Raw genomic sequence first — 22,850 nt, forward strand, 5'->3', positions numbered from 1 at the left:
GGTGACCCATGCTGGAATTCGAAATCGTCAAGAATGCTAAACCCATGGCAGAGGCCGATCGCGCCCTCGCCTTCCAGAACCTCGGTTTCGGAACGCTGTTCAGCGATCACATGGCCGTCATTCACTGGAGCGCCGACAAGGGCTGGCATTCGGCGCAGGTAACCGCTCGTGCACCCTTCGCTCTTGATCCGGCCAGCAGCGTGCTTCACTACGCGCAGGAAATCTTCGAAGGCATGAAGGCCTACCGGGCTGCCGATGGCAAGGTCGTGCTGTTCCGCCCGGATCAGAACGCAAAACGCTTCAACGCCTCGGCACGCCGGCTCGCAATGCCCGAACTGCCTGAAGAGGATTTTCTCGCCGCCATCGAGAAGCTGGTCGCCGTGGACAGGAAATGGGTGCCGGAAGGCAATGGCGGCAGCCTCTATCTTCGCCCCTTCATGTTCGCCAACGAGTCCTTCCTCGGTGTCCGGCCGTCGAAGGAATATATCTTCTGCGTCATCGCCTCGCCTGTCGGTCCCTATTTCAAGGGCGGCGCCAAGCCGGTGAAGATCTGGGTTTCCGAAGATTATACCCGTGCGGCTGTCGGTGGCACGGGTGCTGCCAAGTGTGGCGGCAATTATGCAGCAAGCCTGGTTGCCCAGGCCGAAGCCGGCAGCCAAGGCTGCGATCAGGTCCTGTTCCTTGATGCCGCCGAGCGCAAATGGATCGAGGAACTCGGTGGCATGAACATCTTCTTCGTCTTCAACGACGGATCGATGGTCACGCCGCCGCTCGGCACAATCCTGCCCGGCATTACCCGCAACTCCGTCCTGACGCTCGCGAAGGACAACAATATCGCCGTTGAAGAACGCCCTTACGCGTTTGACGAGCTGCAGGCGGATGTCGCCTCCGGCCGCCTGGTCGAAGCCTTCGCCTGTGGCACGGCGGCTGTCGTTGCCGGTATCGGAGAATTGAAGCATCGCAGCGGCTCGCTCACCATCGGCACCGGCGAGACGGGAGCGGTCACGACCCTGTTAAGAGACAAGCTGGTCGGTATCCAGACCCAGGCACTTGCCGACAGCCACGGTTGGCTTCACTCGATCCCGGTTAGCTGAGGCCGCGCGCATCCGCACTTGAGGACTTGGTGGCGCCCGTCATATAGAAGCGACGGGCGCCCCGAAAACCGATTGGTTGACGGCGAGGACCGTCAATAGGCGCTGCAGATGGACAGGAAGTCATTGGCCGTCAGGCTGGCACCTCAGACAAGCGCTCCATCCACGTTTTCCACGTGCAGAACTTCATCGACATTCGAGGGTTTTACCGACCCACCGTACAAAATCCTCATGCGATCGCCCTCGCTATTGAAGCGTTTGCAGAGTTCGGAACGGATAAAGCGGTGTGCTTCTGCAATATCTGCGATCGAGGCCGTACGACCTGTACCGATCGCCCAAACCGGCTCATAGGCAATAACGGTATTCTCTCCCGTCGCGCCGTCGGGCAATGATCTAGCCAGTTGGTACCGAAGCACGTCGAGCGTCCGGCCGCTCGATCTCTCCTCTTCCGTTTCGCCGATGCAGACGACGGCAATCAATCCGGACTTATGTGCGGCAATTGTCTTGGATCGCACCAGGGCGTCGTCTTCACGGTATCTGGTGCGTCGTTCGGAGTGGCCAATGATGACATGGCTGCCAAAACTATCGGCAATCATGCCGGCGGAAATATCTCCGGTGTAGGCACCGTTTTCCCGATCATGGCAATCCTGCGCTCCAATTTTCAACGGCGTATCTGCCGTCATTAAGGTCGCTGAATGCAGTAACGTGGCTGGTACGCAAATCAGCGCATCGAACTTGCCTGAAGCAAGCATGTTGCTGGCTGCAATCTCCTTGATCTGCGCAAGACTACCGCGCATGCCATTCATCTTCCAGTTCCCGGCAATAAGCGGCTTCGGCACCGGTCCCATGACATATCTCTCCCCGCGAACCCGGCTTCCGCTGGCCCGCATCTCGTTATTCTCTGTCTTCAGTTCAGCGATGCCACAACGAAAATGTGTGACATCGCTGCATCCAACCCCGTCGCACCGTTTATTTCCGGATTCCAGCTCACCGTCGCGAGACATGTTCTCGTCGGCACATTTTGGCTGATCAGGGCAGGTAGAAAACTTCCTTCAATTCCTGCGAAACAGGGCTGTTATCGGGATTGCTGGGCATCACTTCAGTCATGAATGCCCACCATTCCTTGCAAATCGCGGTGTCGGCGACAGCCGCCCAGCGCTCTTCCGACACTATCTCGACAGAGGCGAAAAGCAGGCTACGCGCCTCGTCGAGATAGATAGCGTAAGAGGATGCGCCATGGTCCTTCAGTGTCTCGGCAAGCTTCGGCCAGATCTCGTCATGGCGACGCTTGTATTCCTCATGCTTGTCGGCAAAGACCTGCATGACGAATGCCTTCCGGATCTTCGTTTCCACTGCGACCATGGCTTTGATCCCTTATTTTCCGGCAAGTCGCCAGTTTTCGATCGCCATTGCTTCCGCCATCGGCTCGACGCCGAAGCGCGCAGCGAGATCGATGAGGTTGGCGGTCGTAATCGTCTGGCGGGCACCGCCCATGGAGACGACCTTGACGAGAACTTCGGCTGCCTTTTCGGCGGTATCGATCAGGCCGAAGGCTTCATCAAGCGTGTCGCCCGTGCCGAAGATACCGTGGAAGGGCCACATGACCAGCGTGTGATTGGCCATTTCCCTGGCGGTCGCATCGCCGATCGTATCGGTACCGGGAACCAGCCAGCCCATGGTGCCGACCCCCTGCGGGAAGACGACGAGGCATTCGGTGCTGCTCTCCCATAGGGCGCGGGTCACGTTGGCCGGATCGAGATCCAGCACATAGGTCAGCGCCAGGAGATTGGTCGCATGGCAATGCATGATGACACGATCGCGGCCATTGCTGACCTTCTGGCGAACGCCGTGGGACTTCAGATGGGAGGCAAGCTCGGAGGTCGGCGCGCCGCCATCGGTGAAGCCCCAGAGGATTTTCACCGAGGTTCCGTCAGGTGCCACCTGGACGACACCCATATTGGCTGCCGGATCGAGCTGAACGTTGCGGAAATATTTTCCGGTTCCGGTAACGATGTAGTACTGGCCGGCCAGTTCCGGCAGCGGATCGCTGATCGGAGCGCTACGGTTTGCAGGCCACTGCGCCAGATAGGGAGCAACGTCCTCCGGCAGCAAGCGTAGGCTGACATTGCCGCCATTGCGCTCGTCCCACCCCTTCAGCCACATGTCCGAGGTCGCCTTGACCATGGCGGTTACGAACCAGGAATTTGCAGTATGCAGTGTCATGATCATGCGGCCTTTCGTTTGCTCAGCACGTTGCGTTCATAATTTTTAACCTCGTCCAGCCAGGCGATGCCGACCGGCACGTTTCTGCTGAGGCAATAGAAATCCCAAACCGCAGACCACGGCATTGATTTGGCTTCTTCCATTATCGCCAATCGTGTCGTGAAATCCCGTTCGCTTTCCGCCTGTTTCAGCCTGGAAGCCGGCTCAAGCAGAGCGCGCAGAAGCGCCTTGCGGGTATTGCGCGTGCCGATCACCCAGGCCGCCACGCGGTTGATGCTGGCATCGAAGAAGTCGAGGCCGATATTGACCTTGCCAAGTACGTCGCCCCGGATCAGTTCGTTGGCGATTGCCTGCAGTTCATCATCAAACAGCACGACGTGGTCGCTATCCCAGCGGACCGGGCGAGAGACGTGGAGCAAAACTTCATCGACGAATTGCAGCACCGACGACAGCTTGTCGGAGATGACTTCGGTCGGATGAAAATGACCGGCATCGAGGCAAAGCAGCGTTTTGCGGCTCGTGGCATAACCCATGCAGAACTCGCTGGAGCCGACCGTGTAGCTCTCGGCTCCGATACCGAAAAGCTTGCTCTCGACGGCATCCTTGTGGAACTCGCGCGAGATCTTTTCGGCAATGATCGCATCCAGCGACTGAGCGAGACGCTCACGCGGTGCAAACCGGTCGGCAGGCAAATCTTTCATGCCATCCGGCACCCAGATGTTCATCACCGATGGCGTGCCGAGCTGCTTGCCGAAATATTCGCTGACCTTGCGGCTTGCCTGGCAATGGGCGATCCAGAAATCGCGCACCGCCTTGTCGGGATGGCTGAGCGTCAGCCCATCTTCGCTCAAGCGATGCGAAAAGCAGGTCGGGTTGAAATCCAGGCCAATGCCGGCTTTTTTGGCCCATTCGACCCAGTTCTGGAAATGGTGGGGTTCGATCGCGTCACGCGAGACCGGCTTGTCGGTTTCGAGATAGATGGCGTGAAGATTGAGCCGCTTCTGGCCCGGGATCTGTGCCATGGCGAAATCGAGATCGGCGCGCAATTCGCCCGGAGTGCTTGCGCGACCGGGATAGTTGCCGCTGACCTGAATACCGCCGGTAAGTTCGCCCGCCGGGTTTTCAAAGCCGCGAACGTCATCGCCCTGCCAGCAATGCATCGAGATCGGGATGCTGTCGAGGCGGTTGAGAGCCGCCTCGGTATCGATCCCGGTCGCGGCGAAGACATCACGCGCCATGGTATAGGCGGCTTCGACTTTCTGTGATTGGCTCATCAATCTTGTCCTTCTAGAGCAGGCAGCGCGCTAAACGACTGGAAACGATCCCAGACGGCTTGGGGTACACGCTGGCGGGGAAGATATTCGGTTAGAGGGAATGAACGGCGCACGAGTGCGCGCGCTTCATCGAGGTTGGAAAGCTGGCCGAGGGCGATCATCTGCACGCAGACATTTCCGAGCGCCGTCGTCTCGATCGGACCGGCCGTTACCGGAACGCCGCAAGCATCGGCGCAAAGTTGGTTGACGAGGTCGTTCTGGCTGCCGCCACCGACGATACGGATACGATTGACAGGACGCCCGCGCAGGGTTTCCAGCTTCTCTTTCACCTGGCGATAGGAAAGGGCCAGGCTATCGAAGATGCAGCGCGAAAGGGCGCCGGCGCTCTCCGGTACGGGCTGTCCCGTCTCCCGGCAGAACGCCTGGATTTCCGCCGTCATGTTATCCGGGTTGAGGAACCGCGCCTCCTGGGGATTGATCAGGCTTCGCCAGGGCGTGCCGTCACGCGCTTCCGACACGAGCCCGCCGTGATCCGGTGATCCCAGTTCCTTGCGGACCCGCTGGATAAGCCAGAAACCCATGATGTTCTTGAGGACGCGGTAACGCCGCTCGACACCGCCTTCGTTCGAGACATTTGCGGCCAGCGCCTCAGCATCGGCAAATGGCGTCTTGCTCTCGATCCCCATCAGCGACCATGTGCCCGAACTGATGAAGGCCTCATCCTCGGTTTCCAACGGTGCGGCCGCAACCGCGGACCCCGTATCATGGGTGGCCGGGGCAACGACCTTGATGGCTGCCTCGCTCTGCAAGGCCGGTATCTCGCCGATGATGGTGCCTGCCTCGACCGGATGCATCATCATCGTCTTGGGCAATCCCGCGACTTCGAGCAGATCAGTATCCCAATCGTTCTCATGCAGATTGAATAACTGCGTCGTCGTCACGTTGGTGTATTCGTTGGAAAGCACGCCGCAGAGGCGGAAATGCAGATAGTCCGGGATCATCAGGAAGTGGCGGGCGCGAGCCAACCATTCGGGATGCTGACGAACGGTGGCTGCTAGCTGAAAGAGCGTGTTGAATTGCAGGAACTGGATGCCGGTGCGGTGGTATATTTCGGCGCGCGAGATCTCAGCGAAGACCGTCTCCATCATGCCGTCGGTGCGATGATCCCGGTAGGACACGGCGGGGCCGATGCGCTCCAGATTGTCGTCCAGCAATACGTAGTCAACGCCCCAGGTATCGACCCCGACGCTCGCCAGCCCCCCCTGCTCCTGGGCAATCGCCAGCCCTTTTCGCATTTCGGCTTCAAGGAAATCGAGATCCCAGCATTGATGCGCAAAGACATCGTCGCCACACAGGTTGTTTTCGAACCTGTGGATTTCCGTCAGCGACAAAATGCCATCCCTGACTTCGCTCAGGATAACACGGCCACTGCTGGCACCGATATCGACGGCAACGATTTTCTCAGGCACTTTCATGCTTGTTCTCTTGTTCGTTTTCAGCAGCTTAGCCCTGTTGATGGGCATGGCGCCTTGAAGATGCAGACATGAGATTTGCTGATACGTGTCATTATTCGAAGATGACACCGGGGCTTTCGCGGCAAGCTGCCTGGCTGCATTATTAAGTCGCAGCGCCGCATTGATGCAGATCCGGATCGGCGTCTTCGAATGGGCTATCTGTAACATCGTGCGCGATTATGAAGTTTTGATTCGATGAAGCTTTTGGCCAAGGAATTTTTCCGCTCAGACGCTCAAACGGTCATCGTGGAGGAAAGAACTCCGCAGACACCGTTTCCTCTGCATGACCATGACTTTCACGAGGTCATGATCGTTCTTTCCGGCAATGGCTGGCACATGTTGAATGATGAACCGCACTTCATTACCTGCGGCGAACTTTTCTACATCAAGGCAGAGGACCACCACGCCTATGAGCAGGTCGACGACCTCTACCTGACCAACATCCTGTTTCGGCCCGATAGGGCCTCCGGGCGTTATGATTTTCTCGACATCATGCGGCGTTCGGCAGATGGGGAAGATGGCACGAGGCGCCACTGGCAGGTTACCGAGGATGTACTTGCGCAGGTCAAGCCGCTGATCGAAGCGCTGGAGAACGAGGCCCGCCGGTCAGATCCGCTTTCGGACGCGATGTCGGAGGCGCTGTTCAACCAGCTCTCGATCATCCTGTCGCGCTCTCAATTCGCCACGGACGCACGCGGCCTGCCGAATTCGGCACGCCTCGGACATGTGCTCAACTATCTCAGGCACAATTGCACCGAAGATATCGACCTCGAAAGTGTCGCTCAGCGCTTCGGCTATTCCTCGCGCAGCTTCAGCCGGCTGTTTCGCGAGGCGACGGCCACGACGCCGCACAACTATCTCGTCAAGCTCAGACTGAGCAAAGCCATGCGGGCATTGCGCGCGACCAATGACAGCGTCACCGACATCGCCTTTTCCTGCGGCTTCAACGACAGCAACTATTTTTCCTACAGTTTTAGCAAGATGACCGGCATGGCGCCGAGCGAATATCGTCGCATGCCGCGTCACAACCACGCCTGAACCCGAACAAGGGGCATGAGGCGGCCGGCGTTGCGGCCGGAACGCCGAAAGGCCCGCCTTATGAGCGGGCCTTTCGTGTCTATTCGCAAATCGCGCTTCCGCGCGTAATCACAGAGCTTTCTTGTAGAGGTCCAGAATATCCGCATCCGTGGCCGCGACCGGGTTGCCCGGTGCGCAAGGATCCTTCTGTGCCTTCTGGACCCAGAGCGGGAAGTCGTCCTCGGTTACGCCAAGTTCGGCAAAGCCGCTGGGAATGCCGACCGTTTCCGACAGATCGCGGATCGCCTTGATCGCGGCCTTGGAGGCATCCTCAATGCTCAATCCCTTGATATCGACACCCATTGCTTCGGCGATGCGTGCAAACCGTTCGACGGCATAAGGACGGTTGAACTCCTCGACCAGCGGCATCAGGATTGCGTTGCAGACGCCATGCGGAAGATCTTTCACTGCGCCCGGCTGGTGCGCCATGGCATGGACGAGCCCGAGACCGGCGCTGTTGAAGGCGAGACCGGCAATGAACTGGCCATAGGCCATCATCTCGCGTGCCTCCAGATCCTTGCCATCCTTGACTGCGCGCGGCAGATAGGCCGCGATCAGGCGGATCGCTTCGAGCGCTGCATAATTGGTCAGCACATGCGCGCCCTTGGCGACATAGGCTTCGATTGCATGGGTCAGAGCATCCATGCCGGTTGCAGCTGTCGTTGCAGCCGGGATACCGGTCATCATGGTAGAATCGTTGACCGAAATATCCGGGATGATGTTGGCGTCGATGATGACCATCTTCACCTGAGCGACCGGATCGGTGATGACCGCGTTGGAGGTGACTTCAGCGGCAGTTCCCGCAGTCGTGTTGACGGCAGCCAGGAATGCGCCTGCCTTGGCGACCTTGCCGACACCTTCATAAAGCGTGATCGGGCCGGGATTGGCCGAGAGGATGCGCACGGCCTTGGCCGTGTCGATCGGGCTGCCGCCGCCGACACCGATGATCGCGTCGCACTTGTTGTCGACAAACACCTTGTAGGCAGCCTCGACGACCGGAACGGTCGGGTTGGGAACGACGCCATCGTAAACGAAAGCCTCGATACCCTTTTCTTTCAAGCCTTCCAGAAGTGGTGCGACAAGTCCGAACTTCACCAGCGTCGCGTCGGTGATAATGACCGGCCGCTTCAAGCCGCGAGCAGCAAGCTCACCGGGAACTTCGGCCAGACTGCCGGCACCGCTGATGTTGATTTTTGGGAAACACAGTCGAAATGCCATCTCGTTCTTTTCCTCCTGATCGGGAGGCTGCCGCTTCTATGGACGGCAGCGCTCCTGCTGATAATCTCCTTGGTGACCGGAAGTTTAGCGAAGGCCGAACGAGGAAGCCTTTGTGCCTTGGACATTGTTGCAGCCTGCATGGCCGGAAATTAGAGGTCGGAACATGGCAGGAGAGCGCGGCAGCGTCGAACAGTCGGAGAGTTTATGCCATGAGCACCACGTTTAACGCATGCACCTTGGATAGCAGAACTTCGACCTTGCCAGATCCCGGCAACAGCATTGCGCCAGAAAGAGCACCGGTCGTGATGATCGCACCGGCCTTCAGCGAGTTTCCGGGACGGGCACTGTCGTTCGCATAGGCGACCAGCCACGCAAGAACATCGCCAACCGGATGCTTTGCCGGTCCTTTATAGATCGGGTTGTCCCCCTGGGTGACGATTAGCTCAGCCTCACCCACCGTATCAACGAGGGTTTTAGGGACAGCCGGGCCTAGCACGTATCCGCGATTTCCTATGCGATCTGCCACGAAAAGCGGGAAAGACAGTGTTCCGCCCTCCTTTATGGCAGACGACAATAGTTCCGCTCCGAGATAAGCCTCTGAAACCGCATCATAGATCTCTACGCGGGAATAGAGATCGCTTTTGATCGGAAGGGATCGGCCGAGGCGGACGGCGATTTCCACCTCGAACTTCATGCCGGGAAGATAGGGCAATTCCGCATCGCGTGAGGTTTCGACGTAAGGGTGCAGCGGCGCCACGACAGCATGTTTATCAGGAGACATCGCCACCTTCCAGGCGTTACCCGGTACGCCTTCCTTTGCGGCAAGTGTCTGTTGAGCCTGCATCGCGGTCACCAAGTTCTGAGGCAAAGAAAATTCGGCGGTCGCTTGCGATCGGCACGCTTCGCGTAACGCATACAAGCTGTCGGCGAGCGCCTGAACATCGAAAACCGTCGACAGACTATCGTTCATTTATCATCTCCGAATTGCTCAGGTTTTGATTTGGCGTGTCGGGTATCACCCTACTGTTCCGATATGCCGTTGTTACAAAGGTTTCTGAAGCTCAAGGCCAAGACGTTCGGCATGCGGCAGCAATGAATCTATCATGCCGACATATAAACGTCGCCGAATTGACCGATACCCGCCCAACAGCTGGGAAATCGACTTCCCATATGCCGAGGCAGGCCGCCATCTGGTAGCGCTGTATCGGTGCAGCGGATGATTTCCCAGCCGGTTTCCTCAAGCAGTTGCGGCAACCGGCCATGCCGCCCGACCGGGCGACGTCGTAGCGACAGCAGTAGACATAATTGCCTCCCTTAGAGCAGGCCGAACTTCTTCAGTGTCTCGCCGATCTTGGCGTCCTGCTCAGCGTTGGGGAGAAGTGCTGGCTGACGGCTGGCACCAACGGAAGCGTCCTGAAGATAGAGCGCACGCTTGACCATGGCAGGCGGGAAACCGTGGGCGTAAAGATCGGTACGGAAGGCAGTGTAGATTTCCTGCTGGCGTTGGGCTTCTTCTATATTGCCCGAGTTGAAGCCGCCGACGATGCCGGCGAGAACGTCCGGCATGGCATTGCCCAGGCCTGAAATGCAGCCGGCAGCGCCGTTCTGCAACGACCACAGGACCAGATGATCAGGGCCGGAATAAACTTCGAACCCTTCAACGTCCTTGGAAACCTGCAGATAGGCGGCCAGCGTTTCCTGTGCGCCGCCACTATCCTTGATACCGGCGATGTTGCCGTGGGCTGCAAGCTTGCGGGCGGTTTCCGGCTCGATGTGGTTCTGGGTGCGGGCCGGGATGTCGTAGAGATAGACCGGTGTGTTGACGGCATCGGCGACGGTGGAAAAATGACGGATCAGGCCGTCCTGCGTGCAGGCGATGAAGAAGGGGGTAATGACGGCGATGCCGGTGACGCCGATGCGGTCGAATTCTTTTGCCAGCTGCAGCGTCTCGAACGTGGCGGGCATGCCGGCATTGACGATGACGTCGACCTTGCCGCCGACTTCATCGACCACTTCCTCGAGCAGCTTGATCTTTTCGCCGTGTGTCAGCGCGGAGAAATCGCCATTGGTGCCGGCGCACATGATGTTGTTGCCGGCCGCCACCTGACGACGCACCTGCGCGCGCGTCGCTTCATAATTGATCGTTTCGTCGTCGTTGAAGCATGTCACGATCGCGACGAAGGCTTTCTTGGTCATCATTCTACTCCGGAATCAATCAAATCAGGATGCGGCTGCCAGCCGGGCATAGCGGTTGGCCGCCTGCACGTCCGGGTCCGGATCGAGGCTGGCGGCAAGAAGGGCCTGCGTGTAGGGCTTTTGCGGATTGTCGAAGACCTGCGCGACAGTGCCGAATTCGACCACTTCGCCCTTCTGCATGACCATCACATAATCGGCGAAATCGCGCACCAGCGGCAAGTCGTGGGCGATGAAGATAAAGGCGATGCCCATTTCCTTGCGCAGCTTGTCGAGAAGCGTGATCACCTGCGCCTGAACCGAAACGTCGAGCGCCGAGACGGCCTCGTCGCAGACGATCAGTTGCGGTTCAAGCGCAAGCGCGCGGGCAATGGCGATACGCTGGCGCTGGCCGCCGGAGAACTGATGCGGATAACGGCCCATATGTTCGGAAGAAAGGCCGACCTGACCAAGCAGCTCGGCGACACGCTCGCGCCATTTCGCCTTGGGCAAAATTTCCGGATGGATGACCCAGGCCTCGGAAATCAGCTGGTAGACAGTCATGCGCGGGTTCAGCGACTGGGTTGGGTCCTGAAACACCATCTGCAGATCGCGGCGCAGCTTGAACAGGTCACCCGGCGACATGGTGAAAAGGTCTTTGCCCTTCCATTTTGCAGTCCCGCCATCCGCTTCTTCGAGACGCAGCAGGATACGGGCGAGCGTGGATTTTCCCGAGCCGCTTTCGCCGACGACAGCAACGGTCTCGCCAGCCTTGAGATCAAAGGAAACGCCCTTCAGGGCTTCGAAGCCGCCGTAAAACTTGCGGGCGTCCTTGACGCTGAGGATGGCGTCGCCGGAAGCTTCCGGTTCATGCATTTCGCCCTTGCCGGGAGCGGCGGCGATCAGCTTTTTCGTATAGGCGTGCTGCGGATTGTGATAGACCTCGCGCACCGTGCCGCTTTCGACCAGCTGGCCCTTTTCCATGACGACGACGCGGTCGGCGACTTCGGAGACAACGCCAAGATCGTGGGTGATGATCAGCACACCCATGCCGGTTTCGCGCTGGAGTTCCTTCAGCAGGTTCAGCACTTCCGCCTGCACCGTGACGTCAAGAGCCGTGGTGGGTTCGTCGGCGATCAGAAGGTCAGGTTTCAGGGCAAGCGCCATGGCGATCATGACACGCTGGCGCTGGCCGCCGGAAAACTCGTGCGGATATTTGTCGAGCGCGCGTTCCGGATCGGGCAGGGCGACGCGCTTGAAGAGGCGGAGCGCCTCGGCCTGGGCCTGCGTATTGCCTATGCCGTGCGTTTTCAGCGCCTCGCGCATCTGCCATCCGACCGTGTAGACCGGATTGAGATGACTGAGCGGATCCTGAAAGATCATGGCGATCCGGCGGCCGTTGACTTCGCGGCGTTGCTCACCACTCATCGTCAGGAGATCCTTGCCGTCGAGCAGGATTTCCCCGGAGGAGATCTTGCCGGGTGGCATGTCGATCAGATTCATGATCGCCGAGGACGACACCGACTTGCCGGAACCGCTCTCGCCGAGGATGGCGAGGGTTTCGCCACGATCGAGATGGTAGGAGATGTTGCGCACGGCGTGCACGACACCTGATGCGGTGTGGAAGTCGACCGAGAGGTTGCGGACTTCAAGCAGATGATCAGCCATGTTTCGGTCCTTTCATTTCCAGGCGCCAGCGCTGCACGGGGTCGAGCGCGATACGCAGCCAGTTGGACAGAAGGTTGAGCGAGAGCGTGGTGAGGATGATCGCAAGGCCCGGCCAGAAGGACAGCCACCAGGCATTGGTGAGGTACTGGCGGCCCTGAGAGATCATCAGGCCCCAGGTGATTTCCGGCGGCTGGATGCCGATGCCGAGGAAGGACAGCGCGCTTTCCGCCAGCATGACATAGGCAAAATCGAGCGTCATCAACGTCGTCAGCGTAGGGATGACGACCGGCAGGATATGGCGGAAGAGGATACGGTTGGACGACGCCCCCATGACCCGTGCGGCTTGCACGAACATACGCTGGCGGATTTCCAGAACTTCCGCTCGGGTGGTACGCAGATAGACAGGAATACGGGTGATCGCGAGTACCAGCATGAGGTTGAGGATGGACGAACCGAGGATGTAGAGAACGATCACAGCCACCAGCAATGACGGAAAGGACATGATGACGTCTGCCAGACGCATGATGACCTGACTGACACGTTCCGACGCAAAACCGGCGATAAGGCCGAGCAGCGTGCCGACGATGGCCGAGATGACAACGGCACCTGCAGCAACCATCATGGTGTTCTGGGTGGCGACGATGATGCGCGGCCAGAGCGGGCGGCCAAGCGCATCGGCGCCGAGCCACATATACCATTCGCGGTCGAACATGAATGGCGCAAGGTTACGGCCACGCAGGTTTTGTTTGGTCGCAAGCTCATCGAGCCATGTCGGGCCGATGATCGCCATGACGATGACGAAGACGAGGAAGATTGCGGCACAGAGGGCGAACTTGTCTGCCCAAAGCATACGCGCCATACGCACAATGGCACTTGGTTCTTCCGCGACTGTTTCTTTTGGGGTGTGGGTAGATTGAATGGCCATGGTCATGTCGATCCTCAGTAGCGGATGCGCGGATCGAGAAGCGCGTAAGCGAGGTCGATCACGAGGTTCATGAGGAAGATGGCGAAAGCGGTGACGAGGATCGCCGCTAGCACGACGTTAAAGTCACGCTGGAGAATGCTGTCGATCATCAGCTTGCCGACACCGGGGAACCCGAATATCGTCTCGATGATGACAGCACCGTTCAAGAGGCTTGCCGCCTGATCGCCGATAACCGTGATGACCGGCAACATGGCGTTGCGCAGTGCATGAACGAAGATGATCGGGCCGGATTTGACCCCCTTGGCGCGTGCAGTCTTCACATAGGCGGAAGAAAGCGCCGAGATCATCGAGCCGCGCACCACCTGAACGATGATGCCGAAGGGACGCACGAACAGAACGCAGATTGGCAGAATCCAATGGGCGAGCGTACCGGTACCGGAGGTCGGCAGCCAGGAAAGCTGGATGGCGAAGATAACGATGGCGACGATGGCCAGCCAAAAATCCGGTACGGAGGCGCCTATCAACGACAACATCGAAGAAAAGCGATCGAAAAAGCCACCGGTGCGGAAGGCTGCGAGCGAACCGACGACAATGGCGCAGACTGTGACCAGCGTCATGGTGATGACCGCAAGCCACAGAGTCCATGTGAAGGCTTCGAGCACGACGTCAAGTGCGGGACGGGCCTTGCGCAGGCTCTCCCCCAGATCACCGGTGACGACATCGCCGACATATTGGCCAAACTGCACGAGAAGCGGCTGGTCCAGCCCATGCAGGGCACGGAATTCGGCCTTCATTTCGGCCGACGCTTCGACGGGAAGAAAGAGCGATGCCGGATCGCCGGTCAGGCGGGACAGAAAGAATACCATGACCAGCAGCCCGATCAGCGAGATAAGGCTGGCGAGGGCGCGTTTGCGGATGAATCTGAGCATTGGGACCTCGATCTTGCTGGAATGGACGGCGAACGCCTCGCCGCCCACTTCGCTTCGATAGGGCGATCAAATCGCCTGGCGGTAGTTACTTCTTGAAGCCGATTTCAGAGAGCTGCAGCATCCCGTTGGTGGCAATGCTGGGCTTGAAGTCCAGACGTTCGGATACGCGAGAATAACCGACCATGTGGAAGAGCAGGACGTCGGCGACAAGATCGTCGTGGACATAGGCGATCAGCTGCGACCACAGCTTTGCACGCTCATCACCGGTGGCGGCCGAAGCGCGGGCGATGAGATCATCGACCTTGGGGTCGGCGTAACCGGACTGGGTACCCTTCGAGTCGTACTTGAAGAACATGGTGAAGGACGGGTCACCCTTGGAGTTGTCGTGCATGGCAGCGACAATGATCGGGCCACGGCCTTCTTTGAATGGCTTCGAGTAATAGACTTCGTGCTCGGCGACTTCGACAAACTTCAGGTCGATCTTGAAACCAACGTCCTGCAGCTGCGCCTGGACGGCTTCCATGATTTCCGTCACGTTGGGGAAATTCGCAGTACGGGCGACGACTGTGATCGGAGTATCGACCGGAACGCCGGCAGCCTTGGCTTCTTCAAGCAGCTTCTTGGCCTGATCCGGATCATACGGGAAAACCTTGACGTCCGGGTTCCAGCCGAGCGTGGTCGGCGGCACAAGGGCTGTTGCCAGAACAGCATCCTGCGGCACGAGTGTACCAAGGAACGCCTGACGGTCGATCGCCAGATTGAGTGCCTTGCGGACGCGGACATCGTTAAGCGGCGCGATGTTTCCGTCGATACGCAGATAGACCGTTTCGCTGTCGAGATAGGAGAAGTCGGTCTTCTCGTTCGTGGCTTCGACCTGCGAGATCGACGGTGCGAGATCGGCTTCACCGGCCTGAACCATGGCGGCGCGGACGGCAGGATCGGCGCGGAAGACGTAGGTTGCCTTGGTGACGGCGGGCTTTTTGCCCCAGTAATCGTCACGCGCATCAAGCACGATCTGCTGACCCGGCGTCCAGTTGGACAGCTTGTAAGGACCGGTGCCAATCGGCTCGCGAACGAATTCTAGCGGCGTGCCTTCCGGAACTATGGTGACGAGCGACAGGAGCAGCGGCAAGATCGGCTGGACTGGATCAACCTTGAAATCGATCGTGTTGTCGTCGACGACCTTCACGTCAAACTTCATGCCACCGAAATAGCGGCGGGATTCGCAGACATTCTTGTCGCTGAAAATGCGGTCGAAGCTATATTTGACATCCTTGGCGCCAAAAGCCTTGCCGTCGGAAAATTTCACGCCCTGGCGCAGATGGAAACGCCAGCTTCCATCGGCATTTTGCTCCCACTTTTCAGCCAGACGAGGCATCACACCGTTCTTGGTGCGGACATCGAGCTCGGTCAGCGTTTCGCTGACGTTTTCCATGATGACGCGACCAATATTTGAGCGGGTCGCCATGCACGGCTCGAGAAGGTCTGCCTCTTCCGGGAGAACGATCTTGATATCCGTAGACGCGGCATGAACCGGTGCAATGCCGGCACCGAATGCCATGACAGAGCCAAGAACGGCTCCAAATAGATGCGAGGTTTTCAATGTCATTTCCTCCCTCTGGGGTGCATGTCGCACCGTTTGCTGCTCATCTCGCGGCGCATTGGCGTTCGCGTGCTGAAGGCACTCCTCCTGAAGCCCTGTGCGTCGGTCGGGATGCCTCCGTCCTTAACGATCGCCTTGATCGAGCTGGCACCGACCATCGGATTTCTCGATAAGTTTGTCAAATTAAATATTCGGAACTATCGATTTGTACAAACTTAACTTTCATAAAACGATTTAATTTCAGATAGATGTATCGCAACATAGGGTCATCAATGGCAAATTTCGTTTTTTTTCAAACTTGACAACTTTGTTATTTGAGTGATTTTCATAGGGTCAAGAGGAGACCCCGATGACGCCTGAAGAGATTGCATCCGCCATGAACGGCGCGGTAAACGTTGCCGGAAATGGACGACATGAGGCCATGTTGGCCTCTCCGATGATCCAGAACCATGCTTCCTTCCTTCACATGACCGATGAAGGCGCACTTATCTGCGCCTGGTTTGGCGGCACGCTAGAAGGGAAGTCGGATATCTCGATCTTTGCTTCGGTCCTGCCTGAAGGCTCCGACCAATGGGGCGAGCCGCAGCGGCTGAGCTTCGACCCAGATCATTCCGAACAGAATCCGGTTCTGTTTGCCGCACCTGATGGCAAGCTCATCCTGTTTCACACCTCGCAGCCATCCGGCAATCAGGACGAATGCCGGATTCGTCTGGCGGAGATTTCGCGCGATGCCTGCGACCCGACCAAGCTGACGGCAAGCGAGGGGCAATATCTCGATCTGCCGCGCGGCTGTTTCGTTCGCGCTCCTCTGGTGGTACGCGATGATGGCGCGTGGCTTTTGCCGATCTTCCGCTGCATCCAGCGTCCAGGCCAAAAGTGGAATGGCAGCCATGACCGTGCCGCTGTCGGCATCTCCGAAGATGGCGGGAAGACATGGCGACTGGAGGATATCGACCAGTCGACAGGTTGCGTACATATGAGCCCTGTCTTGATCGGCGAGAATAAACTGGCGGCAGTATTCCGCCGCCGCCAGGCCGATTCCGTCTATCGCACGGAAAGTGGGGACGGCGGCCGAACTTGGTCCGCGCCACAGGCAACCGATGTGCCAAACAACAATTCTTCAATTGCAGCGATCCGCCTGCAAGACGGCCGGATCGCAATGATCTGCAACCCGACCAATGCGGAAATGTCTGCAGATCGCCGCGCGTCGCTTTACGATGAGTTGGGCGAAGAAGACGACCGGCCGGATGCCAACCCGGATGGCGGCTGCGTGCCCATCTGGGGCGTGCCACGCGCTCCGGTTTCCGTCTGCATTTCGGCTGATGGTGCCAGAAGTTTTTCACAGCGGATCGTGATTGAAAATGGTCCTGGCACCTGCATGTCGAACAATTCAATCGACGGCCACAACAAGGAAATGTCCTATCCGTGGCTGCTGGAAGGATCAGACGGCAGCCTCCACATCGCCTACACCTATTACAGGCGCGCCATCAAATATGTTCGTCTGGCTCCGGGCTGGGCCAATGCCAGTTCGAGTGCAGAAGCGGGAGAATAATCATGAGCAATATCATCGGCATCACCATGGGTGACCCCTGCGGCGTCGGACCGGAAATCACGGTGCGGGCGCTGGCCGAAATGGACGATGCGGACCGCGCTGCCACCCGCATCTACGGCAATCTGCCCACGCTGGAAGCGGCCCGTGAGGCACTGAACGTCGATATCGATCTCAAACCTTATGTCGTTGACCTCCCTATCGAAGGTGCGCCGCTTCCATGGGGCACGCTGTCGCCGGTCGCTGGCGACGCAGCTTTCCGTTTCATCGAAAAAGCGGTGCGAGATGCGGAAGCCGGAGTGATCGGCTGCGTCGTCACAGCCCCCATCAACAAGGAAGCACTCAACCTTGCCGGCCACCATTACGACGGCCATACGGGCATGCTGCGAAGCCTGACCAAATCAGCAGCGGCCTATATGCTGCTCGCATCTGAAAAGCTGAAAGTCATCCACGTTTCCACCCATGTTTCCTTGCAGGAAGCCATTCGCCGCGCCACGACCGAACGGGTACTGGCAACGATCAAGGCCGGTGATGACCACCTGAAGCGCACCGGTTATGCCGCTCCCCGCATCGCGATTGCCGGCATCAATCCGCATTGCGGCGAAAACGGCCTTTTCGGCACTGAAGACGATGACCAGATCGCACCGGCCGTTGCGGCAGCGCGTGCCGAAGGCATCGATGCCTATGGGCCAATTTCCGCCGACACTGTATTCCACCGCGCCTATTCCGGCGCATTCGATCTCGTGGTCGCGCAATATCACGACCAGGGTCATATCCCGATCAAGCTTGTCGCCTTTGATACCGCTGTGAATGTCTCCGTTGATTTGCCGATTGACCGTACTTCGGTCGATCACGGAACGGCCTTCGACATTGCCGGCAAGGGCATTGCCAACCACGGCAACATGCTCTCGGCCATAGCCTATGCCCGCAAATTGGTGAACGGCGGCAAAGGAGAACAGGCATGAGCAGCGCTCCCGTTATCACCCTGCATCAGCCGAAAAGACTTCTTGTTGGCGCCGGTACGATCGGCGAAGTTGGGCCATGGGCCGGTGACGTATCCTCGACGCTGGTGATCGCGACGCCGATCACTGTCGGCTTTGTCGATCGCCTTAAACTGCCGGGCAAAATATCCGTGTTCGATGCCATTCCGGGCGAGCCTGAAATTGCGACGCTCGATGCAGCGCTTGCTGCAGCGCGGGCGGCAAAACCGGATCTCGTTGTCGGTCTCGGCGGCGGTTCGGTCATGGATGTCGCCAAGCTGGTGGCAGCCCTGTGGGACGGCGAACAGACGCTTGCCGACGTTGCCGGGCCTAACAAGGTTACCGGCCGCAAGACCCGGCTGGCGCAGGTGGCAACGACAGCCGGCACCGGTTCGGAAGCCGGTATCCGCTCGCTGATTACCGACCCGGTCAAGGGCAGCAAGATCGCGGTCGAAAGCCCGCATCTGATCGCCGATCTGGCGGTGCTAGACCCGGAACTGACCTATTCGGTGCCGCCGGCCGTAACAGCCGCAACCGGCGTCGATGCCATGGCGCATTGCGTCGAGGCATTCACCAACAGACGCGCCCATCCGATGATCGACGGTTTTGCCCGTATGGGCTTTCATCTTGTCGGCAAATTCCTGGCACGTGCGGTCAAGGATGGATCGGACCGAGAAGCCCGCGAAGGGCTGATGCTCGCGTCCTATTACGGCGGCATTTGCCTTGGCCCGGTCAACACGGCGGCAGGTCATGCCATTGCCTATCCGCTCGGGACGCTTTTGCATCTGCCGCATGGGCTCGCCAACGCCATCGTGTTTCCGCACGTCCTCGCCTTCAACCAACCCGTCATGAGGGACAAGACGGCAGAAGTTGCTGAGGCACTCGGCCTCGGCAAGAACCTTTCACAGGCCGACCTGAGTAGTGCGGCACATGGCTTCTGCGCTGATCTTGGCATCCAGATGTCTCTCGCCAAACACGGTGCCGCCGAAGCTGATTTGCCCCGCTTTGCCGCGGACGCCCACGCCATTCGCCGACTGATGGACAATAACCCGGTCGATATGAGTGTTAACGACGTTCTAGGGATCTACAGGGCCAGCTTCTGATCACAGGCCGCTGGAGGAGGAGAGGTGGCGCGATAGCTCGCGCCACCTTTTTTGTCTGATATCGCTGCGGTATAGACTTGAGAGAGCTATTTTCGCTCTCTCCCACCCTACTTATGAGATGACTGGAAAAGCCGCTCGCGCGAGCCCTTCAAATGTTCAAGCATCAGCCGCCGCGCTTCATTCTCGTCACGGCTGGCAATCGCAGTGGCGATAGCCTCATGTTCGCCAAACACGCGGGACAAGCCAGACGCCTCCCGCTTGATCGAGGCGCCATGGAACTTCATTCCGACGGCAATATGGTCCTTCAACGCTTCCATGGCGGTGGAGAAATAATTGTTCTGGGCGGCGCGGGCGATTGCGAGATGGAACTGAAAATCTGCGTCTTCGCGATGTGACTGGCGGTTTGTCGCGTCACGCAGCAGTTCCAGCGCCTGGCGGATCGCCTTCAGGCTTTCGGCATCATGCCGCGTCGCGGCGGCAGCTGCTGCAGCCGGCTCCAGCGTCAGGCGGAATTCGTAACAATTCAGAAGGTCAGCGACATTTTCCAACTGGCCAAAACCGAGCGGGTTTCTCAGACCCATCGAGCGGACAAAACTACCCGCCCCGCGGCGAGAATAGATCAGGCTCTGGTCGCGCAAGCGCTTCAATGCCTCGCGGATAACCGGGCGGGAAACCTCGAATTCGGCGGCGAGATCATGTTCCGTCGGCAGACGCTCATCCGGCTTGTAGGCACCGGACTTGATCGCACGCAGCATACGCTCGAAAACGACGTCAGCGAGACCTTTGCGAGCTGTTCCTGTTTCCAATCCCATCATCAACCTGCTTTCTGCAGGACAGTATCTGCAATCTGTTTCAACGTATCGGGCTGACCGAAACCACCCGATTTGGCGATAATGCAGCGCCCCTCGGCTGAAGCAATACCCAGGCCCGGCATACATTCACCATGCAGGCGCATCCGCGAAAGACCGAACCTGCGCAGCACGGCTTCCGCAGTCGCGCCACCAGAGAGAAGCAGTATGCCTTCGTAATCGGCGAAATTCCGCTTCAGACCGTCCGCCAGAGCTTCTGAGACAAGCTGAGGGTTTACATCGTCGGTACCCGGCGTTGCCTGAACCAGCGTCAAGTCAGATCCGGTATCGGTTGCCGCGTCGAGATGACCGTTGGGCGCAGGCAGATAATTCAACCTGTGTTCATGGCGCAGAATTTCTATCTGCCTAAGCGTTATCGGATCGCGCGAGCCGATAACGAAAGCAATCCGGCCGGAGGGAATGGCTGCCGCACGTGCCTCGGCTCCGGCGGTCATGCGTCGAGCAAGCGCTTCGGCAAGGCCACGAGCTCCGACCAACAGGTCCGTGCCGTCGCTCTGCGCCTCAGCCAGAATGGCATCCATATCGGCCGGCGTGCGGGTATTCGGAATGCGGGCGCAGGCAGCATGGGCGCCCAGCCGATCGGCAATCACGATCGGTGTCTCTATGCCGAAACCGGAGACGCGCCCATCCTCCACGATACGGTCAAATTCCGGGATCGCCGGCACGACGAGAGCTTTCTTGAAGGGGGTAGCATCCAACTCGGCGACAATATTGCCCTTCAAGCGGGAGTCGACCTTCTTGAAAAGTTTCGTCCCCTTCGGCAGCAGAGCAATGACCGCAGTCGTTACAGCACGAGCCTTATCTGAATCAATTTCCCGCGTATTAAGATTGATCGACAAAACGTCTGGGCGGTCCCCAACGACACCAGAGATTGCATCCCGGTCGAGCGCGACTTCCGTACGAAGACCACGCCCGGCAAAAGGGGCTGCAGAGTCGAGCGCACCTGTCAAATCGTCCGCGAGAATGGCTAACATATGTCTCCGCCCACTTATGTTGTAATCTTTATACCATAAAAAAACGCTTATATGTCAACAATAATATAGAACTAAATTACAAATGAGATCACCTCTTCTGACAAAGCGAGGGGACGTAAAGCCTACTCTGCCAGGCCTGCGATCGGAGAGAAACCTCGCAGCCATCAACAAGGCCAGCTATCGAATCGACAGCAATTTCGCCGTTTTGATCAATTGCAAAGAAAACAAGGGCAGCAGCAATCGCTCAGCCCTTCTGGAACTTGACGGACATTTTCCGAATGGCAGGGATGCGGTATTTTATCGATGCGGTGGCGTGCTGGCACTCGGTGAAATCTCGACTGCCAGTCACAAGCCCGTTCTTCGCTATACGGAAATAGCTTTGGACTGCCATGATTTTCTTCTACCGCTCCAACCGAGGCCGCCAACCATGACGTGGGGCAAGGCTCTCGGTCGAAACGCGATTTTATGCTAGTTACTTTTGCCTGACTTGGCCTTGGTCGGCCACCAGGCGCCCCTGTTTGAATACTTTGCGATTTCCGGGAAAGCCGACGACCGCTTCCGCAACATGTTCGGCAGCGATCGCAACGAAATCAGCCCTTGCGCCGACTTCGATCCCGTAACCAACGAGCCTGAGCGCCTTGGCACCCGCCGTGGTGACGATATCGAAGGCTGCCTGCAGTTCTGCGTCGGTGAAGAAGCCGGACCGGTAGCCGATGATCTCCGCCCGGCGCAGCATGTCGCCATCGCCATAAGGCCACCAGCTATCGCGGATATTATCGCTACCGCTGAAGACATTGACGCCTTCAGAGCGCAACAGCGCGACCGGCGGAAAGCTGTGATGTCCCGGCGCATTGGTCATGATCGAGATATCGCTCCGGGCAATCCTTGCGGCGATCTTGCGCGCTGCATCGGCTGGAAGATCGCCGAGACCATAGGCGTGGCTGATCGAAACGTGGCCCTGCATGCCGAGCGCTTCCGTCCGTGCGCAGATTTCATCGATGGTGAAGGCTCCCATCGTGCCGCCCTCGTGCAGATGGATATCCGCATCTACGCCGCGTTTTTCGGCAATGCCGAAGACGACGTCGAGATGGGCGCTGACATCGCGGTCGAAACTGGCCGGGTCAAGGCCGCCGATCAGGTCTGCGCCGAGGCCGATGGCCTCGTCGAGAAGCTCTGGAGTGCGGGGGCTTTTCAGAATGCCGCTCTGGGGAAAGGCGACGAGCTGGATATCGATTATATCCCGGTATTCTTCCCTCACCGCCAGGATGGTCTCCAGCGACTTCAACCCGACCGACCCGTCGACCATGACGTGGCTGCGCATCTGCAGCGTGCCGTGCGAAACGCAAAGTTCGAGCTGCTTGATGGCACGCTCGGCCATCGGCTCCGCTTTCGCCATGTTTTCGGCCTGGAAGGCGACCCGTTCATGCACGTCGAAACCGTTGGTGCAGGGACGATGCGGCACCCATTTTCCGCCGTAGAAGCTCGTATCCAGATGGATATGACCTTCGACGAAACCCGGAACGAGCAGATCCCCTGCGATATCGACGACAATGCCTGAAGCGGATGCCTCGGTCGCCGGCTGGATACCGGTTATCCGGCCGTTCTCGACATGAATATCGTGCAGCCTCCCATCGGCAAGCTTCGCATTGGTGAATATCGTCTTGTTCATGATCGGGTATTT

Annotated in this window: 19 protein-coding genes and 1 pseudogene; 5 read left to right on the plus strand and 15 right to left on the minus strand. The window is 58.5% G+C overall.

Annotated elements, in window-relative coordinates:
• Window positions 1–8 precede the first annotated feature (8 nt).
• Entirely contained in the window at window positions 9–1,094 is a 1,086-nt protein-coding gene (locus ACI3K0_RS13740) for a branched-chain amino acid aminotransferase (protein ID WP_206827891.1), read from the plus strand.
• A 146-nt stretch (window positions 1,095–1,240) separates the two neighbouring features.
• Here ACI3K0_RS13740 and tpiA read toward each other — a convergent pair.
• From tpiA to rhaB, 5 genes and pseudogenes are all read right to left on the minus strand, one after another.
• Window positions 1,241–1,939 (minus strand): annotated as a pseudogene (gene tpiA / locus ACI3K0_RS13745) (triose-phosphate isomerase); the annotation flags it as partial.
• Window positions 1,940–2,120: 181 nt separating this feature from the next.
• Window positions 2,121–2,453, minus strand: coding sequence for an L-rhamnose mutarotase (gene rhaM, locus ACI3K0_RS13750; protein WP_148144640.1), 333 nt, complete (start codon window positions 2,451–2,453; stop codon window positions 2,121–2,123).
• A 12-nt stretch (window positions 2,454–2,465) separates the two neighbouring features.
• Window positions 2,466–3,320, minus strand: a complete 855-nt coding sequence (gene rhaD / locus ACI3K0_RS13755) for a rhamnulose-1-phosphate aldolase (RefSeq protein ID WP_404945454.1) — start codon at window positions 3,318–3,320, stop codon at window positions 2,466–2,468.
• Window positions 3,317–4,588, minus strand: coding sequence for an L-rhamnose isomerase (locus tag ACI3K0_RS13760; RefSeq protein WP_404945455.1), 1,272 nt, complete (start codon window positions 4,586–4,588; stop codon window positions 3,317–3,319). The genes rhaD and ACI3K0_RS13760 overlap by 4 nt, the downstream gene beginning before the upstream one ends.
• Window positions 4,588–6,063, minus strand: coding sequence for a rhamnulokinase (rhaB, locus tag ACI3K0_RS13765; protein WP_206827286.1), 1,476 nt, complete (start codon window positions 6,061–6,063; stop codon window positions 4,588–4,590). The genes ACI3K0_RS13760 and rhaB overlap by 1 nt, the downstream gene beginning before the upstream one ends.
• A 234-nt stretch (window positions 6,064–6,297) precedes the next feature.
• Between rhaB and ACI3K0_RS13770 the strand changes: the two genes are divergently transcribed.
• Window positions 6,298–7,140, plus strand: coding sequence for a helix-turn-helix domain-containing protein (locus ACI3K0_RS13770; protein WP_183685385.1), 843 nt, complete (start codon window positions 6,298–6,300; stop codon window positions 7,138–7,140).
• 108 nt (window positions 7,141–7,248) lie between these two features.
• Here ACI3K0_RS13770 and ACI3K0_RS13775 read toward each other — a convergent pair whose 3' ends face one another.
• From ACI3K0_RS13775 to ACI3K0_RS13805, 7 genes are all read right to left on the minus strand, one after another.
• Window positions 7,249–8,397: an iron-containing alcohol dehydrogenase gene (locus ACI3K0_RS13775; protein WP_404945456.1), complete on the minus strand. Its 1,149-nt coding sequence runs from the start codon at window positions 8,395–8,397 to the stop codon at window positions 7,249–7,251.
• Between the two features lie 202 nt (window positions 8,398–8,599).
• On the minus strand, window positions 8,600–9,355 hold the full coding sequence (locus tag ACI3K0_RS13780; protein ID WP_404945525.1) for a fumarylacetoacetate hydrolase family protein: 756 nt from the start codon (window positions 9,353–9,355) through the stop codon (window positions 8,600–8,602).
• 356 nt (window positions 9,356–9,711) lie between these two features.
• A complete protein-coding gene (locus ACI3K0_RS13785) occupies window positions 9,712–10,593 on the minus strand; it encodes a dihydrodipicolinate synthase family protein (RefSeq protein ID WP_404945457.1) in 882 nt (293 codons plus the stop codon).
• A 24-nt stretch (window positions 10,594–10,617) separates the two neighbouring features.
• Window positions 10,618–12,237 (minus strand): ABC transporter ATP-binding protein, encoded by a 1,620-nt coding sequence (locus ACI3K0_RS13790; protein ID WP_183685388.1) that lies wholly within the window; start codon window positions 12,235–12,237, stop codon window positions 10,618–10,620.
• Window positions 12,230–13,162, minus strand: a complete 933-nt coding sequence (locus ACI3K0_RS13795; RefSeq protein WP_206827277.1) for an ABC transporter permease — start codon at window positions 13,160–13,162, stop codon at window positions 12,230–12,232. The genes ACI3K0_RS13790 and ACI3K0_RS13795 overlap by 8 nt, the downstream gene beginning before the upstream one ends.
• A gap of 14 nt (window positions 13,163–13,176) precedes the next feature.
• On the minus strand, window positions 13,177–14,091 hold the full coding sequence (locus ACI3K0_RS13800; protein WP_148144632.1) for an ABC transporter permease: 915 nt from the start codon (window positions 14,089–14,091) through the stop codon (window positions 13,177–13,179).
• Between the two features lie 85 nt (window positions 14,092–14,176).
• Complete coding sequence (locus tag ACI3K0_RS13805) at window positions 14,177–15,652, minus strand: ABC transporter substrate-binding protein (RefSeq protein ID WP_404945526.1); 1,476 nt, start codon at window positions 15,650–15,652, stop codon at window positions 14,177–14,179.
• 391 nt (window positions 15,653–16,043) lie between these two features.
• Between ACI3K0_RS13805 and ACI3K0_RS13810 the strand changes: the two genes are divergently transcribed.
• Genes ACI3K0_RS13810 through ACI3K0_RS13820 form a run of 3 tightly spaced genes read left to right on the plus strand, consistent with a single transcriptional unit; the run spans window position 16,044 to window position 19,326 of the window.
• Window positions 16,044–17,246: an exo-alpha-sialidase gene (locus ACI3K0_RS13810; protein ID WP_404945458.1), complete on the plus strand. Its 1,203-nt coding sequence runs from the start codon at window positions 16,044–16,046 to the stop codon at window positions 17,244–17,246.
• A 2-nt stretch (window positions 17,247–17,248) separates the two neighbouring features.
• Window positions 17,249–18,208, plus strand: a complete 960-nt coding sequence (gene pdxA / locus ACI3K0_RS13815) for a 4-hydroxythreonine-4-phosphate dehydrogenase PdxA (RefSeq protein WP_404945459.1) — start codon at window positions 17,249–17,251, stop codon at window positions 18,206–18,208.
• Entirely contained in the window at window positions 18,205–19,326 is a 1,122-nt protein-coding gene (locus tag ACI3K0_RS13820) for an iron-containing alcohol dehydrogenase (protein ID WP_404945460.1), read from the plus strand. The genes pdxA and ACI3K0_RS13820 overlap by 4 nt, the downstream gene beginning before the upstream one ends.
• Window positions 19,327–19,433: 107 nt before the next feature.
• Here the strand turns inward: ACI3K0_RS13820 and ACI3K0_RS13825 are convergent, their stop codons facing one another.
• The 3 genes from ACI3K0_RS13825 to ACI3K0_RS13835 form a co-directional block, all read right to left on the minus strand.
• Window positions 19,434–20,138 carry a FadR/GntR family transcriptional regulator gene (locus ACI3K0_RS13825; RefSeq protein WP_148144756.1) on the minus strand — a complete coding sequence of 235 codons (705 nt, stop codon included), beginning with the start codon at window positions 20,136–20,138 and terminating at the stop codon, window positions 19,434–19,436.
• Between the two features lie 2 nt (window positions 20,139–20,140).
• Entirely contained in the window at window positions 20,141–21,169 is a 1,029-nt protein-coding gene (locus tag ACI3K0_RS13830) for a four-carbon acid sugar kinase family protein (protein ID WP_404945461.1), read from the minus strand.
• A gap of 472 nt (window positions 21,170–21,641) precedes the next feature.
• Entirely contained in the window at window positions 21,642–22,838 is a 1,197-nt protein-coding gene (locus ACI3K0_RS13835) for an amidohydrolase family protein (RefSeq protein ID WP_404945462.1), read from the minus strand.
• Window positions 22,839–22,850: the final 12 nt, after the last annotated feature.

Origin of the sequence: Rhizobium sp. ZW T2_16, assembly GCF_044987325.1 — a bacterium.
In the GTDB taxonomy this organism is placed as follows: domain Bacteria; phylum Pseudomonadota; class Alphaproteobacteria; order Rhizobiales; family Rhizobiaceae; genus Neorhizobium; species Neorhizobium cellulosilyticum.

Bases quoted from the DNA above. Each gene is read 5' to 3' on its own strand.
- ACI3K0_RS13740 (WP_206827891.1), top strand. From the start codon at position 9: ATGCTGGAATTCGAAATCGTCAAGAATGCTAAACCCATGGCAGAGGCC.
- rhaM (WP_148144640.1), bottom strand. From the start codon at position 2,453: ATGGTCGCAGTGGAAACGAAGATCCGGAAGGCATTCGTCATGCAGGTC.
- rhaD (WP_404945454.1), bottom strand. From the start codon at position 3,320: ATGATCATGACACTGCATACTGCAAATTCCTGGTTCGTAACCGCCATG.
- ACI3K0_RS13760 (WP_404945455.1), bottom strand. From the start codon at position 4,588: ATGAGCCAATCACAGAAAGTCGAAGCCGCCTATACCATGGCGCGTGAT.
- rhaB (WP_206827286.1), bottom strand. From the start codon at position 6,063: ATGAAAGTGCCTGAGAAAATCGTTGCCGTCGATATCGGTGCCAGCAGT.
- ACI3K0_RS13770 (WP_183685385.1), top strand. From the start codon at position 6,298: ATGAAGCTTTTGGCCAAGGAATTTTTCCGCTCAGACGCTCAAACGGTC.
- ACI3K0_RS13775 (WP_404945456.1), bottom strand. From the start codon at position 8,397: ATGGCATTTCGACTGTGTTTCCCAAAAATCAACATCAGCGGTGCCGGC.
- ACI3K0_RS13785 (WP_404945457.1), bottom strand. From the start codon at position 10,593: ATGACCAAGAAAGCCTTCGTCGCGATCGTGACATGCTTCAACGACGAC.
- ACI3K0_RS13790 (WP_183685388.1), bottom strand. From the start codon at position 12,237: ATGGCTGATCATCTGCTTGAAGTCCGCAACCTCTCGGTCGACTTCCAC.
- ACI3K0_RS13795 (WP_206827277.1), bottom strand. From the start codon at position 13,162: ATGGCCATTCAATCTACCCACACCCCAAAAGAAACAGTCGCGGAAGAA.
- ACI3K0_RS13800 (WP_148144632.1), bottom strand. From the start codon at position 14,091: ATGCTCAGATTCATCCGCAAACGCGCCCTCGCCAGCCTTATCTCGCTG.
- ACI3K0_RS13805 (WP_404945526.1), bottom strand. From the start codon at position 15,652: ATGGCATTCGGTGCCGGCATTGCACCGGTTCATGCCGCGTCTACGGAT.
- ACI3K0_RS13810 (WP_404945458.1), top strand. From the start codon at position 16,044: ATGACGCCTGAAGAGATTGCATCCGCCATGAACGGCGCGGTAAACGTT.
- pdxA (WP_404945459.1), top strand. From the start codon at position 17,249: ATGAGCAATATCATCGGCATCACCATGGGTGACCCCTGCGGCGTCGGA.
- ACI3K0_RS13820 (WP_404945460.1), top strand. From the start codon at position 18,205: ATGAGCAGCGCTCCCGTTATCACCCTGCATCAGCCGAAAAGACTTCTT.
- ACI3K0_RS13825 (WP_148144756.1), bottom strand. From the start codon at position 20,138: ATGGGATTGGAAACAGGAACAGCTCGCAAAGGTCTCGCTGACGTCGTT.
- ACI3K0_RS13830 (WP_404945461.1), bottom strand. From the start codon at position 21,169: ATGTTAGCCATTCTCGCGGACGATTTGACAGGTGCGCTCGACTCTGCA.
- ACI3K0_RS13835 (WP_404945462.1), bottom strand. From the start codon at position 22,838: ATGAACAAGACGATATTCACCAATGCGAAGCTTGCCGATGGGAGGCTG.